The sequence below is a fragment of the Gramella sp. Hel_I_59 genome (genome assembly GCF_006714895.1).
In the GTDB taxonomy this organism is placed as follows: Bacteria; Bacteroidota; Bacteroidia; order Flavobacteriales; family Flavobacteriaceae; genus Christiangramia.
On the sequence record NZ_VFME01000001.1, the window covers coordinates 2,676,097 to 2,693,751 of the forward strand.

15 protein-coding genes are annotated in these 17,655 nt (G+C 37.8%); 10 read left to right on the forward strand and 5 right to left on the reverse strand.

The genetic code is table 11. The features are described 5' to 3' along the window. Positions 1 to 342: 342 nt before the first annotated feature. A complete protein-coding gene (locus JM79_RS12350) occupies positions 343 to 1,074 on the reverse strand; it encodes a glycosyltransferase (RefSeq protein ID WP_141878438.1) in 732 nt (243 codons plus the stop codon). A gap of 306 nt (positions 1,075 to 1,380) precedes the next feature. Here JM79_RS12350 and JM79_RS12355 point away from each other — a divergent pair, with 306 nt between their 5' ends. After that, a complete protein-coding gene (locus tag JM79_RS12355) occupies positions 1,381 to 2,121 on the forward strand; it encodes a hypothetical protein (RefSeq protein ID WP_141878439.1) in 741 nt (246 codons plus the stop codon). 23 nt (positions 2,122 to 2,144) lie between these two features. Here the strand turns inward: JM79_RS12355 and JM79_RS12360 are convergent, their stop codons facing one another. Genes JM79_RS12360 through JM79_RS12370 form a run of 3 tightly spaced genes read right to left on the reverse strand, consistent with a single transcriptional unit; the run spans position 2,145 to position 6,277 of the window. Further along, complete coding sequence (locus JM79_RS12360; protein WP_141878440.1) at positions 2,145 to 3,002, reverse strand: ABC transporter permease; 858 nt, start codon at positions 3,000 to 3,002, stop codon at positions 2,145 to 2,147. 18 nt (positions 3,003 to 3,020) lie between these two features. Then, a complete protein-coding gene (locus JM79_RS12365; protein WP_141878441.1) occupies positions 3,021 to 5,489 on the reverse strand; it encodes a tyrosine-protein kinase in 2,469 nt (822 codons plus the stop codon). After that, positions 5,489 to 6,277 carry a polysaccharide biosynthesis/export family protein gene (locus JM79_RS12370; protein ID WP_141878442.1) on the reverse strand — a complete coding sequence of 263 codons (789 nt, stop codon included), beginning with the start codon at positions 6,275 to 6,277 and terminating at the stop codon, positions 5,489 to 5,491. Before JM79_RS12370 ends, JM79_RS12365 begins: the two co-directional genes overlap by 1 nt. A gap of 1,257 nt (positions 6,278 to 7,534) precedes the next feature. On the opposite strand from JM79_RS12370, the gene JM79_RS12375 reads away from it, so the two are divergent. The 9 genes from JM79_RS12375 (at position 7,535) to JM79_RS12410 (ending at position 16,939) form a co-directional block, all read left to right on the forward strand. Continuing rightward, positions 7,535 to 9,409, forward strand: a complete 1,875-nt coding sequence (locus JM79_RS12375; RefSeq protein ID WP_141878443.1) for an ABC-F family ATP-binding cassette domain-containing protein — start codon at positions 7,535 to 7,537, stop codon at positions 9,407 to 9,409. Between the two features lie 70 nt (positions 9,410 to 9,479). After that, entirely contained in the window at positions 9,480 to 9,839 is a 360-nt protein-coding gene (locus JM79_RS12380) for a four helix bundle protein (RefSeq protein WP_141878444.1), read from the forward strand. Between the two features lie 78 nt (positions 9,840 to 9,917). Beyond that, positions 9,918 to 10,724 carry a class I SAM-dependent methyltransferase gene (locus JM79_RS12385; RefSeq protein WP_141878445.1) on the forward strand — a complete coding sequence of 269 codons (807 nt, stop codon included), beginning with the start codon at positions 9,918 to 9,920 and terminating at the stop codon, positions 10,722 to 10,724. A 43-nt stretch (positions 10,725 to 10,767) separates the two neighbouring features. Next, on the forward strand, positions 10,768 to 11,472 hold the full coding sequence (locus JM79_RS12390) for an ABC transporter ATP-binding protein (RefSeq protein ID WP_141878446.1): 705 nt from the start codon (positions 10,768 to 10,770) through the stop codon (positions 11,470 to 11,472). Positions 11,473 to 11,520: 48 nt separating this feature from the next. Next, positions 11,521 to 11,694 (forward strand): hypothetical protein, encoded by a 174-nt coding sequence (locus JM79_RS16150; RefSeq protein ID WP_185739496.1) that lies wholly within the window; start codon positions 11,521 to 11,523, stop codon positions 11,692 to 11,694. Positions 11,695 to 11,774: 80 nt separating this feature from the next. Further along, a complete protein-coding gene (locus JM79_RS12395; RefSeq protein WP_141878447.1) occupies positions 11,775 to 12,347 on the forward strand; it encodes a cob(I)yrinic acid a,c-diamide adenosyltransferase in 573 nt (190 codons plus the stop codon). Positions 12,348 to 12,499: 152 nt separating this feature from the next. Further along, complete coding sequence (locus JM79_RS12400; protein ID WP_008272287.1) at positions 12,500 to 12,721, forward strand: DUF2795 domain-containing protein; 222 nt, start codon at positions 12,500 to 12,502, stop codon at positions 12,719 to 12,721. An 87-nt stretch (positions 12,722 to 12,808) separates the two neighbouring features. Beyond that, positions 12,809 to 16,162, forward strand: a complete 3,354-nt coding sequence (gene secA, locus JM79_RS12405) for a preprotein translocase subunit SecA (protein WP_141878448.1) — start codon at positions 12,809 to 12,811, stop codon at positions 16,160 to 16,162. A 300-nt stretch (positions 16,163 to 16,462) separates the two neighbouring features. Continuing rightward, positions 16,463 to 16,939, forward strand: coding sequence for a DUF4199 domain-containing protein (locus tag JM79_RS12410; RefSeq protein WP_141878449.1), 477 nt, complete (start codon positions 16,463 to 16,465; stop codon positions 16,937 to 16,939). A gap of 32 nt (positions 16,940 to 16,971) precedes the next feature. On the opposite strand, the gene JM79_RS12415 is transcribed toward JM79_RS12410, so the two are convergent. Beyond that, a complete protein-coding gene (locus JM79_RS12415) occupies positions 16,972 to 17,649 on the reverse strand; it encodes a peptidoglycan DD-metalloendopeptidase family protein (RefSeq protein ID WP_141878450.1) in 678 nt (225 codons plus the stop codon). Positions 17,650 to 17,655: the final 6 nt, after the last annotated feature.

The following is a 17,655-nucleotide window of genomic DNA, read 5'->3' on the forward strand; positions in this document are numbered from 1 at the left end:
ATCCTTTCTGTTATATCTAACCTTAACTCATATATTTTAAAAAGTTTTTGAAGAAAATCATATAATACAAATCCTAAGAATGGAAATGACAATGCAACTATTATCCGGTATATATCCAAATTATAAACTGGCAAAAGGCTCAAAATAGAATTAATAAAACGTCCGTTATGAGTTAAATACCAATCTTGTATTAATTGAATAATATTCTGTGAAGTAACAGGGGCTCTGCATAAATCATCTAAAACTAATATCACATAATTCGATATATATATAAATGGAATAACAAAAATAGAAATGATAATTAAAGATGATAATAAGTAAATAGGCTTAATAAAATTCATCTTAATTATAAAATTTATTAATCCGATATAATTGATGAGCTATTTTGAAGTTCTGTCTAAATCTAAATTTTGACCTTCCATTCTTATTTAAAATGTGTAATTTTACTTCAAAAATTCTTTCTCTCGCCCCTTTTACCTCTTTCTTTAACCGCAGGAAGATTTCAATATCAAATAACCATTCTGAAATAAATTCATCTTTAAAACAAATTTCAACGATCTCCCTATGCAGCATTTTACACCCGCATTGAGTATCTTTTATTTTATTTTCAAAACCAATTATTCTATTGGCAAGATTTACCATACACAAACTCGCAATAGACCTCAGATTAAATATATCGAAATTTGATTTTAGGTTTCTTTTGCTTATTGCAATTAATCCTGAAGATTTAATTAATTCCTTATGAAGTAAACAAACCTGATCCAACGGTACATCCAAATCTGCATCAATAAATGCATAAAACTCATAGTTCCTGAGCAAACTCTGGAGCATTCCTACTCTTAAAGCATTACCTTTTCCACGATTCCTATCCAACTTTATAAGCTGAACATTTTCTTTATCTATCAAGTTATTTGAAATAATATCAGCAGTGTTATCAAGGCTCCCATCATCTATAAAGTAGAAATCCATCTTTACAGATGTCTCTTTGATAAATAACTGAAATGCTTTTATATTCAATCTTTCTTCCTCATTGTAGCAAGGAATAAAAAGAGCTATTTCTTTCTCTGATTTCAATTAAGTAGTTAGAATTTAAGTTAAAAATTAATTCATCACTGGGATTAAAGTATTCTTTATTAAATTATTACTCGAATAACCCTTTTACTAAAACAAAGGAATTGAATTAACCTAAGATGATCATCAATTAATATTAATTAATTATACCAAATTTGTGATATTTCGATTTTAACAAAGAAACTTGATCCATTTTTTTTAAAACAGGTACATTTTCAATTAAAAAATCTTAGAATCGCAAAAGCTTATTATTACAAGGATAAATATTATATCCTCCTAATATCAGGATGAAACAGAAATTAAAAAGTAATGCACAGTAAAGTTCTCGTATTTTCAATTGCTCTTGAAGGTTACTCCAGCCTTTTCAAACCTTGTATAAAAACCCAGCAGGACTATTGCAAAAAACATAATTTTCAATATCTCTTAATAGACAAGACTCCCAGGATGCTTCTTCCAACTGAAGCTGCCTGGTTAAAGCTCTTTTTACTAAGAACAGCACTCCAATGCCACTACGAATGGGTAGCATTTATAGATGCTGATTGTGAAGTAAGACCACGTACACCTTCTTTTATTGAGGAAATGGAAAAGCTAAGTGAAAAGAAAATTTTTATGTCTCATGGATTTTCAGGGCGCATTAACTCAGGAGTGATCTTCATGAAAAACTCCAGGGAAGCTTTAAGCTATCTTGATGAAGTGATCAAAAACGGAGATAAGCCTGTGGCAAAAGAAGATAAAGCTCCTTATGAAAATGGTCATATGATAGCATTTGGAAAGAATAATCCTGATATAGAGATCATAGATGCCGAAAAATGGAACAACAATTCTAAACTAAATGATGAAAGTTTTATTCAGCATTATAGTGGGGGCGTTCTAAGAGGCAAATATCTGGAAAAACATTCAACATTAAGATTTCTTTTCCATCAAAAAAAGAGACTAACAAATTTAAAAAACTTCTTTAAAAATAAACCAAATTCTACCTCCATGGCAGAAATTGAATCCTTACTTGACTATTATAATATTAAATTTCCTGAAATAGTTTGTAACCATTAGTGATCCTTATAAATTACTGAAACCTAAACAGTATCAATAAAGTTTTTTTCAGTTCGGTTAAAAATGATCAATCCAAAAATAAATAATAGCACTGAAATACTAAAAGTATAAATTAATCCTACCAAGGTAAAGGTTCCGGTGTCCAGAATCATATATCTAAAACCTTCAATTATTTGTGTTAATGGATTATATTTTACTATCCACGCATAATCGGGCATCTTATTAGATACCTCACTCAAAGGATAGGGAACTGCAGATATATAAACCAAAAGGGAGGTGGCAAAGCCTACCAGTATGGTAAGATCACGGTATTTTGTTGTAAAAGCAGAAATGATCATTCCCATGCCAAGGCCTAACATAGCCATCATCAAAATATAAACGGGTAGTAATATCAGGTTATAATTGGGGTGAACATCGGCTCCGTTCCATATCACATATAAATAAGTAATAAGCAGGATCCCTAATTGGATTCCAAATTTAAAAAGATTTGTGATCACATTGGACAAAGGCATAATTACTCGTGGGAAATAGACCTTACCAAAAATACCTGCATTTGCACGAAAAGTATTTGAAGTTCCAACGAAACATTGGCTAAAATAATTCCAGGCGGTAATTCCTGTAAGATTGAATAAAAAAGCGGGAACGGTACCGGTGGGGATATTAGCTATATTATTAAATACTAATGTAAAGGTCAAAGCAGTAAAAATGGGCTGTATAAAATACCAAAGAGGCCCTAATATTGTTTGTTTATAGACTGTTACTATATTCCTCTTTACAAATAGGATTAGTAAGTCACGATAGTTCCAGATCTCTTTAAAATTTAGATCTATAAGTTTTCTCTTAGGACTTATCTCATATAACCAATTCTGATCCTTCTCCATACTTGTTACCAATACACTCTATTCAAAATTTCTCATAAATTTTTTCCAGGAGGCTTTTAACTGGGAAAGCCTTGTAGGTGCAGCTCCATAATAACCTTTTGCATAGCGATTATACCCATACCCGTAGCCGTAGCCGTAGCCGTAGCCGTAGCCATAGCCATATTTGGCACTATGTACAAAATGGTTTAAAACAAAACTGATATTTTTAATTTCTCCCTTAGCGTATTTTTGATTAATCGTTTCCAGCATTCCTCTTTTAGTGTAGTCCTGTCTAACCATATATAAGGTGGCATCTGCATGTTTCACCAGGTTGAGGGCATCCGCAACCATCCCTATAGGTGGAGTATCTAGAATTATATAGTCATAATCCTGCTTAAGATTTTCAATTAACTTATCCATTTTCTCTGTTAAGAGTAATTCAGAAGGATTAGGCGGTACAGGCCCTGAGGTAATTACATTTAAATACGGAATTTTACTTTTTTGCACGATCTCCTCAGCCGAGGCCTGGTCTATTAAATAATTAACGATCCCTAAATCATTATTCAACTGAAAATCATCAAAAATCTTTGGTTTCCTAAGGTCCACCCCAACAAGTACCGTTTTCTTTTCACTAAGTGCAAAAACTGTCGCCAGGTTCATCGCACAAAAGGTTTTCCCTTCTCCTGAGACAGATGAGGTGATCATTACGGTTTTTGATCCCATAACACCCTGCCTCTTATACATGAATTGTAAACTGGATCTTAAACCCCTGAAACTTTCTGCAATAGAAGATTTTGGAGAGTTAAAAACTGCCAGATTTCCATCCATCTTATTTTTACCTATTAATCCTAGTATTGGAATTGGTGATAATCGGGTAATTTCCTGGGCATTATGAATATTGGTGTTCAGAAACACAAGTAGAAATACAAAGGTCAATGGTATCAATCCGCCAATTAATATGGCCATTACATAATTCAATTGTGTATCCGGCCCAATCCTTCCTCCTCCAGTATCTTTAGCTTTATCAATAACTAATACATCACTTACATTTGCTGCTTTAATAAGTCCTGCTTCACTTCGTTTCTCCAGGAACATATTATAGGTACGCTCATTGATCGCGTACTTTCTTTGGATTTTAAGCAGGTCCTGCTCCTCCTGGGGTAGCTTTTTAACTTCTTCTTCTAATCTACCAATTTGACCATTAATATCTCCCAATTCTGACCTTAAAAGTCCCTTAGACGAATTGATATTTTCCAAAAGAATAGACTTTACTGAATTTATCTGCCTATCGATATCATCAAAAACCGGGGAGTTCTCTTTTAAAGTATACTGATAATTACTTCGCTCTTCCGCTAGCTGAATGATTTTACTTACTCCTGAAGAAATACTACTTTCAGAAATACCCGCAACCGAAGGGGCTGGCACATTAGAATAATCCTCTCTGGTTTGAAGATATTCCTCGAGATTCTCATAATAGGCCAATTGCCTTCTTAAACCTTCTTTCTGCGCATCTAAAGTTGATAGTTTCCCTGTTAGTTCTGAACTTTCTGCAGAGATATCCAATATGGAATTGCTATTACGGAAATTATTTAGCTCTGCCTGTACTTCTTGTAATTGTTCTGACTGAACCGCCAGACTACTATCTATAAAGCGAATTGTTTTAGTGGCGAAAAGATTCTTTCGCTCCAGCATATTTTTACTCAATACTGCAACTGAACCATTTAGATAATCTACCAGTCTGGCTTTATTTAAGCCTATTTGACTTAGATTTAAAACTGAGGAACCCGCCGATTGAGGTTGAATATTGACTCCTCGATATCTCCCTACAGCCCCGTTAAAATTTAAAAAGCTTGTATAAAACACTTTTTCTGGCTGCAAGGCATTATCTGTCCTTAAAACATAACCGGAAAAGAATGGTAACCTTAGGTGCTCCCCTATTTTAAAATTTCTATTAAAGTCCCTGGCTTCAACCCTTCGGTTATCAGTCTCCTGTGTCTTATAATTAGTCCTGGCAAGGTTGGCTGGTATTTTGACTTTAAGATTATAGCTTAGATCATCCAGCATTTTAATTTCCAGAGTAACATTGTTGGCCTGAAAGGCTGCACTATCTGCAATTATTTTAAAAGGTGTTTTCCCATAGGCATCTACGCGCTGGTATTCACCATCCTCTAAATAGTTTATATAAAATTGTAGTTCTTCAACTACCGCTTCATTATGTGATCTTGACCTTAAGATCGTCATTGCGGTATTTACTTTGTCTGAAGTCCCACCCCAGTTAAAAGTTAGGCTGGTATTAGAAGTAAAAAAGGGATTTTGATCATCCTTAATTGAAATTGTATTTCCAAGTTGGTAAACCGGGAGTTTACGAACATTATTATAATAGGCTACGGCCAGACTAATTCCTACAGAAAGAAGGATAAGCTTCCAGTAACTAATAACTTTTAAGATAAAACCTTTAAAGTCGAAAGTGGAACCTACATCTGATATGTGATCTTCTTCATTTGCCATTACCTGGTAGTTAAAAAATAAATAGAGGTTACTAATGTAACCAGACTAGTTACAGTCCTAAAAACTTCCAGACCCGTAGTCCCAAGACCTAATGCTTTCCTTGGTAAAGGATTCACTACGATCATATCATTTGGTTGTATATAATAATACGGACTTTTAAGAGCATCAATATCTGAAACATCTATAATATGTACTTCTTCCCCCTGAGGATATTGCCTTATGATCTGCACATTTTCCCGGTCTCCGTAATCGGTGATCCCTCCAGCTTCTGCAATTGCTTCCATAATGGTCACCTGCTCTTTATAAATAACCTGTGTTCCTTGACCAATTTCTCCCAGAGTAGTATAACGTATTCCGGCAAGTTTTACGGTCACGAATATATTAGCTTCTTCTTTAAAATATTCTTCGAGTAGCTTTTCCTCTATTTTCTCCCGTACTTCCTTTTCGGTATATCCCAGAACATTAATCTCTCCCATAGTAGGCACGCGGATATTTCCGTGATCATCTACCGTAAACCCATCAAAATAAACTCTTTCCTCGGTAGTCGCACTCGGATTACTTTCGTCTATGGGGTTAAACATACCTACCAATTCCTGGTCCAGGGCCTTCACTCTAATACTCAAAAGATCACCTGTCTGGATACGGTAAGGTTTGCGCAATCGCTGAACCTGAATAATACTGTCCACTTCTTCATCATATTGCTGAAGATAGGACATCTGCTTTTTAGATACGCAGGAGGTTAAGGCTAATATTGCAGCGAATAAAAACAAAAAAGATTTAAATCGCATAGAGGGCTTCACATTGTTTTAACAAATATAGTTTTTACGAGCAAATAACGAAACTTTGGGGTGGAATTATGTTTGGGATGGTGAGTTGGGGGTTGTGGGTTATGTGTGGAGGTTGTTCGGGGGTATGGTATTCTTAGTTTGGGGTTTGAGGTTCTGGGTTTTGGGTTGAGAGAGGAAAGTGGAGAGTGGTTGGTAGTTGGTGTTAATAGTTTGTTGTTTGGGGTCTATAGTTCATGGTTGGTGGTATCTCTTTAGGGCTGGAGTATTTAAAATGCAGTAGAAAACCGCACTTCGACAGGCTCAGTGCTGCAAATAATTTTTCAACAAGACCAGTGCTACATTCATTGACATCCTAAATCTGTCGAAGGATGAACAATTTTCAATTAACCTATGCAGTGCATATCAATCCGCACTTCGACAAGCTCAGTCCTACAAATAACTTATGAAAAGTAAAGATGCTAAATTCATTGCCATCCTGAGCCTGTCGAAGGATGAGCAATGTTTAGTAAACCAATACAGTACAGATCAAGCCGCACTTCGACAGGCTCAGTGCAACAACTAATAAACTAAATTATATCTGTGAGAATGATGCCATCCTGAGCCTCTCGAAGGATGAGCAAATTTCAGTAAACCTATGCAGTGCATATCAAGCCCTACTTCGACAAGCTCAGTGATGAAAATAACTTGTGAAAAATACAGGTGCTAAATTCAATGCCATCCTGAGCCTGTCGAAGGATGAGCAATTTTCATTGAACCAACAGCGTGCATATTGAGCCGCACTTCGACAGGCTCAGTGCTGTAATAGGTGTAAATCTACAACATCGCACTTCGACAGGCTCAGTGCTGCAATTAGTAAATAAATAATATCTGTAATGTAAAAGCCAGACTTAGCTTGTCGAAGGTTGGAACTAGTCGCATTCGATCAAAAACCGCACTTCGACAGGCTCAGTGCTGCAAACTACTGAAAAAGAATACTTGAATTTGAGAGTGGTGCCATCCTGAGTTTGTCAAAAGATAAGCAATTTTCAGTAAAATAATGCAGTGCATACAAAACCGCACTTCGACATGGCTCAGTGCTACACAGTCCTAATTAAGTAGATTGAGTTAATTCATTACCATCCTGAGCTTGTCGAAAGATGAGCAATGGCAAACATGCCAACAAAATAATTATCCATTTTTAACTATCAATAGTCAATTGTCATTTGCCTATCGTACTTTTGAGGCTCTAACGGACAACATAGAACCGATAACAATAATATGAATTACCTTTCAGTAGAAAATGTTGCGAAATCATTTGGCGAACGTGTTCTCTTTGAACAAATTAGCTTCGGAATAAATAAAGATCAGAAAGTTGGTTTTGTTGCCAAGAATGGAACAGGAAAAACCAGTTTATTGAACATTCTCGCGGGAACCGATTCACCAGATGATGGGCAGGTGATCTATCGAAATGACATACGCGTTGCTTTCCTTTCCCAGGAACCTGATCTTGATCCCGAGCTTACCATCGAGCAAAGTATCTTTTCGAGTGAGAATCCAACCTTAAAAGTTGTTGCTCAATATGAAAAGGCCATGGAAAATCCTGAAGACTCTGATGCTCTTCAGAATGCCATGGATGCCATGGAAGCCAATAACGCCTGGGATTTTGAAACTGAATTCAAACAAATACTCTTCAAGCTTAATCTTGAAGATCTGCAGGCAGTTGTTAAAAACCTTTCCGGAGGACAGAAGAAACGCCTCGCCCTTGCCAGAATGCTTCTTAAAAAACCTGACTTTATCATTCTCGATGAACCTACCAACCACCTAGATCTGGACATGATCGAATGGCTGGAAGAATATTTCAGAAAACAGGATTTTACCATTTTTATGGTGACTCACGACCGTTACTTTCTGGAGCGGGTTTGCAACGAAATCGTGGAGCTGGAAGATGGCAAATTATATACCTATAAAGGAAACTATTCCTATTACCTGGATAAAAAAGAAGAAAGACATCAGCAGGAAGCTACCAATACAGACAAGGCTCAGCAGTTGTATAAAAAGGAACTGGAATGGATGCGTCGCCAGCCTAAAGCGCGTACTACCAAATCGAAATCTCGAATCGAGGATTTCCATGAAATCAAACATCGTGCGGGACAACGCCGGCAGGATCATAAGGTTCAGCTCGAACTCAATATGGAACGTCTTGGAAGCAAGATCGTGGAGATCCACAATATTTCTAAGGAACTAGGCGGAAAGCAATTGATGGAAAGCTTCAGTTATAATTTTCTCAAAGGTGAACGAATTGGGATCATAGGGAAAAATGGTACTGGGAAATCTACTTTTCTAAACATGCTTACGGGAAGTCTTGAACCGGATACCGGGAAGATCGTTATCGGTGAAACCGTAAAATTCGGATATTATACTCAGAAAGGTATTAAGATCAAACCGGGACAGAAAGTGATCGAGGTGATCAAAGAGTTTGGAGATTATATTCCGCTTAAAAAGGGCCGACAGATCTCTGCGGAACAATTGCTGGAACGTTTCCTTTTCAGCAGAAAAAAGCAATACGACTTTGTGGAAAAACTGAGTGGTGGTGAAAAGAAACGTCTCTACTTGTGTACTGTTCTTATTCAGAATCCAAATTTCCTTATTCTCGATGAGCCAACCAATGATCTGGACGTTCTTACACTGAATGTCCTTGAAAGTTTCCTGATGGATTTTCCAGGATGTATTATCGTGGTGTCTCACGACCGGTATTTTATGGATAAAATTACCGATCACCTCTTTGTTTTTGAAGGTGGCGGCGCGATCACAGATTTCCCAGGAAACTACACCGACTTCAGAGAATACCAGGCCTCTAAACCTAAAGCTGAAAACGTTCAAATAGAAAAGACTTCTGAAGTTAAAGACAAAAAGGAATTCAAATCAAGTAGTTCCGGAGCTTCTCTAACCTATAACGAGAAAAAGGAATACAGTAAACTGGAAAAGGAGATCGCAAAACTGGAGAAGAAGAAAGAGAAAATTCAGCAAAGCTTCCTGGAAGAACTTAGCGCTGATGAGGTTGCTGAAAGATCTAAAGACCTGAAAAAAGTTGAAGACGAGATTGAAACTAAAACCATGCGCTGGTTCGAATTGATGGAGAAGTTGGAAGGGTAATTTAAACGTTGTCTGTTGTCTGTTGTCTGTTGTCTGTTGTCTGTTGTCTGTTGTCTGTTAAGATAGAAAAATGAAAAGTTATAAAGATCTGGATATTTACAATTTAGCATTTGAATATGCTCTGGAAGTACATGCCATTTCTTTGAAACTTCCAAAATTTGAACTTTATGAACAGGGAAGCCAGATTCGGAGATCTTCTAAAGGCATCAAGGATAATATCATTGAAGGCTATGGCCGACTTACTTATAAGCAGGATTTTCTCAAATATTTAATCTATTCTCACGCTTCGTTGCTCGAGTGTTTATCTCAATTAGAAATGATTGATCGTCTCTATGAAATTGAAGGGACAAAAGAACTCAAAGCCAATTATGAAATTCTGGGTGCAAAAATCTATTCATTTATAAAATATGTTGAAAGAGAATGGAAATAGTATATTTTTCTTTTCCATAATTCTTTATTTAGAAACATGAAACGCATAACCTACAACTGAGAACCCATAACCAATTTCATGCTCTTCCAACTCAAAGCCTATATAAAATTCCTTTTAAAGAGTCAGAACGAACACGGACTCCACTCCCCTTTTGTTTATGAGTTAGTGACCAGATGTTTTTATGATACTTCGGAACATTCGGAATATGATATAATTAAAGATTACCGCAATGATCTTCTTCGGAATAGAGAAATTATCGAAGTAGAAGATTTTGGTGCAGGAAGCAGGGTTTTTAGTTCCAATCGAAGACCGATACACGCAATTGCTAAAAATGCCGGAATCACCCTATTTCGGGCGAAATTATTATTCAGGATCGTTAATTATTTAAAGATCGGGAATGCTATGGAACTGGGAACTTCTCTTGGAATAGCTTCCGCAGCAATTGCAGCAAATAAATTCACAGAACTCACCACTATAGAAGGTTGCAAAGAAACCGCAAAAATCGCCCGGCAACATTTTGAAAAATTTGATCTAAATAATGTTGATTTGAGATTTGATAAAATTGAAAATGTTCTTTCTGATCTAACTGGTAAAGTCCGAACAACAAAAATCGGACAGAAAACTTCAGAGAAATTTGACCTTATTTATTTCGACGGAAATCATCAAAAACAGGCAACACTGGACTATTTCCGCACATTATTACCTCTTGCGCATAATGATTCTGTCTTTATATTTGATGACATCCACTGGTCTGCTGACATGCAGGAAGCCTGGAAAGAAATTATCGCTCATCCGCAGGTTCGGGTTTCGATCGATACTTTTCAATGGGGTTTTATATTCTTCCGAAGTGAACAGGTAAAAGAGCATTTTACAATAAGGGTGTAACAAATTAGTTGAATCACCGTCAAACAAGCGTAAATTAAAATCCATGAGTAAAGTAATCGAAATTCGTACGATCACCAGAGATTTCCCATTGGGACAGGAAGTCGTAAAAGTTCTAAAAGGTATCGATCTGGATATTGAGCGAGGTGAATATGTCGCGATCATGGGACCTTCAGGTTCCGGAAAATCTACTTTAATGAATCTTCTGGGCTGCCTGGATACTCCAACTTCCGGGTCTTATATTCTGAATGGAAAGGATGCCAGTAAGATGAGTGATGATGAACTTGCGGAAATTCGGAATAAAGAAATTGGATTCGTTTTTCAAACTTTTAATTTACTTCCCAGAACTACCGCTTTAGATAACGTGGCCTTACCAATGGTCTATGCCGGGGCGACAAAATCTCAACGTAAAGAACGTGCTGAAGAAGTACTCCGCAGTGTGGGACTTGGTGACCGAATGGATCATAAACCCAATCAGCTTTCGGGTGGACAGCGACAACGTGTGGCAGTTGGACGTGCGCTGGTTAATAAACCTTCCATCATCCTTGCAGATGAACCAACCGGAAACCTGGATTCAAAAACTTCCGTAGAGATCATGAACCTTTTTGATGATATTCATGCTGCAGGAAATACCGTAATCCTGGTTACTCACGAAGAAGAGATCGCCGAGCATGCACATCGCGTAATCCGCTTAAAAGATGGTAGAATAGAAACCGATGAACGTAAAAGAGTGCATACTCCTACAGTTTAGATCAGATTTTTCAGGTTTTTTGTAAATTTAGATCTCTAAACAAATCTTATGATCGACCTTGATAGGGAAACCTGGCTATACCTACTCATTATTGTAGCTATTCTCGCATTTTTTCTATGGAACTCCAACCGTAGTAAAAAAATCAAAAAAGAGCGAAAGAACCGGAATTTCAGAAAACGCTATCACGAACGTAAAAAAGAGCAGGAATCTGGTACTCTTTAATCTTTTCTGAATGTTAAGCTATCCTCATTATTTTTCTTAGCTCCACTAACTTCGTACTTTTATCCTGATAAAAATTTGCAATGAAAATATATACCAAGACCGGGGACAAGGGCTCCACTTCATTATTTGGAGGAACCAGGGTTCCCAAACATCATATACGTATTGAAAGCTACGGAACGGTAGACGAGTTAAATTCACACATAGGACTTCTAAGAGATCAGCCAGTGAATGATAACACCAAGCAGTTACTAATAGAAATACAGGACAGGTTATTTACCATTGGAGCGGTGCTGGCTACAGATCCTGAAAAGGAAAAACTCAAAAATGGAAAGGATCGTTTGAATATCCCTAAAGTATCTGATGCTGATATTGAAAAACTGGAACATGCGATCGACGAGATGAATACGGAGTTGCCTGAAATGACGCATTTCGTATTACCTGGCGGACATCAAAGCGTGTCATTCTGTCACATAGCACGTTGCGTTTGTAGAAGAGCCGAACGTATTTCTACCGCCTTATATGACATTGAACCATTTCAGGATCAGGTTTTGGTTTATTTAAACCGACTTTCAGACTACCTGTTTGTGCTGGCACGGATGTTGTCTCATTCCTTGCAAGCTGAAGAAATTCAATGGATTCCAAAAAAATCCTAATTCAATTAGATTTTCATCATATTCATTGTGAATAATGCAAATAATGATCGAAATCTTTACGTTCTTATCATTATTGAGTAAATAATAGATTTTTTTCTTGGCTATTAGAGCAAAAAAATTATTTTTGCCAAAATTTAAAACCCGATTAATCAATGTATTGGACTTTAGAATTAGCATCTTATTTAAGTGATGCACCCTGGCCGGCCACCAAAGACGAGTTAATAGACTACGCAATTAGAACAGGAGCACCGCTTGAAGTTGTCGAAAATTTACAGGCAATAGAAGATGAAGGTGATTCATATGATTCTATTGAAGAGATCTGGCCGGATTATCCAACAGATGAAGATTACCTCTGGAATGAGGATGAATATTAAAATATAACACGTAGAAATTAGGGAAAAGTCTCAATCATGAGGCTTTTTTTTTGCGTAAATTTGAACCCCTTAAATAAAAAAACCACTATGAGTTTTTTAAATACCGTATTAAAAGCTTTCGTTGGAGATAAATCCAAGAAAGACGTAAAATCGATTCAACCCATCGTAGATAAGATCAAGGCTCTTGAGTCTAAGTTCGAAGCGATGAGCCTGGATGAATTGCGTGCAAAAACATCTGAATTTAAAACTCAGATCTCTGATGCTACTAAAGAAGTTAGAGATAAGATAGAAGCGCTAAATAAGGAAGCTGATGAAATTGATGATATCACCCGTAAGGAAGATATCTATGCTGAAGTTGATGCGCTTAAAGATAAATCTTACGAGCTTTCTGAAGCAGTTCTAAACGATATTCTTCCGGAAGCCTTTGCAGTTGTTAAAGAGACAGCAAAACGTTTCTGTAATAATCCGCAATTAAAGGTTCAGGCCTCTGCTTACGATAGAGAACTTTCCGCAGAAAAAGATTATGTAAATCTTGAAGGTGATCACGCCATCTGGAACAACTCCTGGGATGCAGCCGGAAAGCCGGTAACCTGGGATATGATCCACTATGACGTTCAGCTTATTGGTGGTGTGGCTATGCACCAGGGGAAAATTGCAGAGATGCATACCGGGGAAGGTAAAACCCTTGTGGCAACTTTGCCTGTTTACCTGAATGCTCTTACCGGAAACGGAGTACACCTGGTGACTGTAAATGACTACCTGGCAAAACGTGATAGCGCGTGGATGGCCCCTATCTTTCAGTTTCACGGTTTAAGTGTAGACTGTATTGATTACCATCGTCCAAACTCTGCCGCTCGTAGAAAAGCTTATAATGCTGATGTTACCTACGGAACCAACAATGAATTCGGTTTTGATTACCTGAGAGATAATATGTCTCATGCTCCCGATGATCTGGTACAACGCCCGCATAATTATGCGATCGTGGATGAGGTGGATTCAGTATTAATTGATGATGCCCGTACTCCATTGATCATTTCTGGTCCTGTACCTAAAGGTGATACGCATGAATTTATGGAATTGAAGCCTGCGATCGCTAATATCGTTGAAGTTCAGCGTAAATATCTTTTAAAAGTACTTGCTGAAGCTAAGAAACTGATCAAGGAAGGTGACGCCAAAGAAGGTGGTTTTCAGTTATTGAGAGTATATCGTGGTCTTCCGAAGAATAAGGCATTGATCAAATTCCTGAGTGAAGAAGGTGTTAAGCAATTATTGCAGAAAACCGAGAATCACTATATGCAGGATAATAATCGTGAAATGCCGAAGGTGGATGCCGAGCTGTATTTTACGATCGAAGAAAAAAGCAATCAGATCGATCTTACCGATAAAGGGATTGAGTTTCTTTCCGGAGAAAATGATCCTGACTTTTTCGTGATGCCTGAAATTGGTATGGAGATCGCAAAAATCGAAAAAGAAGGTCTTTCTGCAGAAGAAGAAGCTGAAAAGAAAGAAGAATTATTCAGAGAATATTCGGTTAAAAGTGAACGTATTCATACGCTTCGCCAGTTACTAAAATCCTATACCCTCTTCGAAAAAGACACAGAGTATGTAGTGATGGATAACAAAGTGAAGATCGTAGATGAGCAAACCGGTCGTATCATGGATGGTCGTCGTTATAGTGACGGACTCCACCAGGCGATCGAAGCTAAGGAAAATGTGAAGATCGAAGATGCAACACAGACCTTTGCTACGGTAACGCTTCAGAATTACTTTAGAATGTACCGCAAACTTTCGGGGATGACGGGTACCGCGGTAACTGAAGCCGGTGAATTCTGGGAGATCTATGAACTTGATGTGGTGGAAATTCCAACCAACCGACCTATTGCCAGAAATGATAAAGAAGATTTGGTTTATAAGACCAAACGCGAGAAATATAATGCGGTGATCGATCATGTGACCGATCTTTCGAATGCGGGCAGACCGGTACTTATTGGTACTACTTCCGTTGAAATTTCGGAATTACTCAGTCGTATGCTGAAGCTACGGAATGTACCTCACAACGTATTGAACGCGAAACGTCACAAGCAGGAGGCCGATATTGTTGCTGAAGCTGGTAATGCCGGTATCGTAACTATCGCCACTAACATGGCTGGTCGTGGTACCGATATTAAATTGAGCAAGGAAGTGAAGGAAGCTGGTGGTCTGGCGATTGTTGGTACCGAGCGTCATGATTCGAGACGTGTGGACAGGCAGTTGCGTGGTCGTGCTGGTAGACAGGGTGACCCGGGTAGTTCTCAGTTCTATGTGTCTCTTGAAGATAACCTGATGAGATTGTTTGGTTCTGAAAGAATCGCCAAACTAATGGACCGTATGGGTCTGGAAGAAGGTGAAGTTATTCAGCATTCCATGATCTCCAAGTCTATTGAGCGTGCTCAGAAGAAAGTAGAGGAGAATAACTTCGGAGTTCGTAAGCGTTTGCTGGAATATGATGATGTTATGAACGCTCAGCGTGAGGTGATCTATAAGCGTCGTTACCATGCTCTATTCGGAGACAGGTTACGTGTGGATCTTGCCAATATGATCTTTGATATTTCTGAAAATATTGCTGAAACCAATAAAGGAGCTGAGGATTATAAGAATTTTGAATTTGAATTGATCAGGAATTTCTCTATGAGTTCTCCTGTTTCCGAAGAAGAATTCAAAAAAATGACCCCTCAGAAGCTTGCTGGAGAGGTCTATAAGGCTGCATACTCACATTACGATACTAAGATGGCTCATAATGCTGAACGTGCATTCCCGGTTATCAAACAGGTTCATGAAGATGAGCGAAATAACTTCGAGCGTATTTCTGTTCCTTTTACGGATGGCACGAAAACATTAAGCGTAGTTACTAATCTTCAGAAAGCTTATGAAACTGAAGGAAAGCAATTAATTAAAGATTTCGAGAAGAATATTACTCTCGCGATCATTGATGAAGCCTGGAAGACTCACTTAAGAAAAATGGATGAGTTAAAGCAGAGTGTTCAGTTAGCTGTTCATGAGCAGAAGGATCCATTGCTTATTTATAAGTTCGAAGCTTTTGAACTTTTCAAAGCAATGCTGGAAACCGTAAACCGTGATGTGATGTCCTTCCTATTCAAAGGAGAGATTCCAACGGCGAGCGTTCCTAATATCCAGGAAGCAAGGCAGGTTCAACAGAAAGAGAAAGTTGAAACTAAGAAGGAAGAGATCCCCAATATGGATGAACGTGCTGCTCAAAGTCGCGCGGTTGGTAATACTCAGCGTAAACCGGAGATTACTGAAACCATCACTAGAGACCGACCTAAAATTGGTAGAAACGATAAGGTTACCTTAAAGAACGTATTAAGTGGTGAAACTAAAGACATGAAGTTCAAACAAGCGATCCCATTGTTAGATAAAGGAGACTGGGTTCTTGTAGACTAATAGAACTTGATCTTATATATAGAAGCCTGAAGTAAAACTTCAGGCTTTTTTTATGCGTTAATATGATTGAGCTTTTTATGGATGGATTAGTTAAAACAGAGTAAATAACCGCACTTCGGCAGACTCAGTGCTCCATACTATCTTAAGGTGGTGACGTTGCCTGAGTATTTTAACCCTATTCATGAATGAACACTCTCCAAAAAATGAGACTAAAACCCTTATTAGAATCAGATTTTAAAACAGGTTTCGGATTTCTACTAATGTATTTTTTTAGTAATTTTAACAAAATAAATCATCAGTATGAAACGCTTCGCGATCGAAATTAAATGGGGAATAATTTTTAGCATAGTATCCTTATTATGGATGTTCCTGGAAAAATCCCTGGGCTGGCATGATGAACTTATCGCCAAGCATGCGATCTACACTAATTTCTTTGGAATTGTAGCGATCGTAATTTACGTACTCGCGTTGCTGGATAAAAGGAAGAATTTCTTCGAAGGTAAGATGAACTGGTCTCAGGGATTCATTTCTGGAATTGTGGTGAGCATCGTCGTGGCTATCTTAACTCCGCTGGCGCAGTATATCACTCACACTTTCATAACACCAGAATACTTTCCGAATATTATAGATCATACAGTTGAAAGAGGCAGTATGACTCGTGAAGCTGCGGAAGAATATTTTAATCTTACTTCCTATATCCTTCAGTCGTTCTTCTTTGCGCTGGTTGTTGGAGTGGTGACCTCAGCCATTGTTGCGCTGTTCATTCGAAGAAAATAGATTGCTAGGTATATAATTCCGAAGAGAGGCTTCTAAATTTTCAATAATAGATTAGGATCAGGACAATTCTGCAAATAATCTTCAAGCTCTTCTTTTCGAACCACGCCTGGATAATCTGCTGTCCTGCCCTGCATATCTTTGATAATCTGAAAATGTAAATGCGGTGCATAATCGCCATTTTCGGCGTAATCTCCGAGTTCAGCAATTTTATCTCCTTTTTGGAATTGCATTCCTGTTTCCAAATTATCCAGTGAGGCGCGGGATAAATGTCCGTACAAGGTATAGAATGACTGTCCATCAAGCTGATGCTCTAAAATAATCGTAGGTCCATAATCTCCGAAATTTGAATTATCCTGAAAGCTATGCACCTCCCCATCTAGCGGAGTTATGATATCTGAATAAGCAGGAACCCAAACATCCAGCCCTATATGAATATTTCTATTCGAACTCGAATGATTGAACAATTCACTACGGTTATACAAAGTTCGTAGTTCATTATAACCACCATACGCAGCTTTAGCCGATCGGTTTCTCAGAAATTCATCTATGAAAACCGAAAAAGCGGCAGATGATGCCACTTCCAGTTTCAGCAGATCTCTGTTATTTTGTGAGAGATCAATATACTCATAGTCTTCCTGTGCATACTCTCCACCTATAACTGGTGTGAATTCTGAAGTAAGACTCTTTATAAATTCGGAAAATTCCATCATTGCGTT

Coding starts and splice junctions, on each gene's coding strand:
- JM79_RS12355 (WP_141878439.1), top strand. CDS start 1,381: ATGCACAGTAAAGTTCTCGTATTTTCAATTGCTCTTGAAGGTTACTCC.
- JM79_RS12360 (WP_141878440.1), bottom strand. CDS start 3,002: ATGGAGAAGGATCAGAATTGGTTATATGAGATAAGTCCTAAGAGAAAA.
- JM79_RS12365 (WP_141878441.1), bottom strand. CDS start 5,489: ATGGCAAATGAAGAAGATCACATATCAGATGTAGGTTCCACTTTCGAC.
- JM79_RS12370 (WP_141878442.1), bottom strand. CDS start 6,277: ATGCGATTTAAATCTTTTTTGTTTTTATTCGCTGCAATATTAGCCTTA.
- JM79_RS12375 (WP_141878443.1), top strand. CDS start 7,535: ATGAATTACCTTTCAGTAGAAAATGTTGCGAAATCATTTGGCGAACGT.
- JM79_RS12380 (WP_141878444.1), top strand. CDS start 9,480: ATGAAAAGTTATAAAGATCTGGATATTTACAATTTAGCATTTGAATAT.
- JM79_RS12385 (WP_141878445.1), top strand. CDS start 9,918: ATGCTCTTCCAACTCAAAGCCTATATAAAATTCCTTTTAAAGAGTCAG.
- JM79_RS12390 (WP_141878446.1), top strand. CDS start 10,768: ATGAGTAAAGTAATCGAAATTCGTACGATCACCAGAGATTTCCCATTG.
- JM79_RS16150 (WP_185739496.1), top strand. CDS start 11,521: ATGATCGACCTTGATAGGGAAACCTGGCTATACCTACTCATTATTGTA.
- JM79_RS12395 (WP_141878447.1), top strand. CDS start 11,775: ATGAAAATATATACCAAGACCGGGGACAAGGGCTCCACTTCATTATTT.
- JM79_RS12400 (WP_008272287.1), top strand. CDS start 12,500: ATGTATTGGACTTTAGAATTAGCATCTTATTTAAGTGATGCACCCTGG.
- secA (WP_141878448.1), top strand. CDS start 12,809: ATGAGTTTTTTAAATACCGTATTAAAAGCTTTCGTTGGAGATAAATCC.
- JM79_RS12410 (WP_141878449.1), top strand. CDS start 16,463: ATGAAACGCTTCGCGATCGAAATTAAATGGGGAATAATTTTTAGCATA.
- JM79_RS12415 (WP_141878450.1), bottom strand. CDS start 17,649: ATGATGGAATTTTCCGAATTTATAAAGAGTCTTACTTCAGAATTCACA.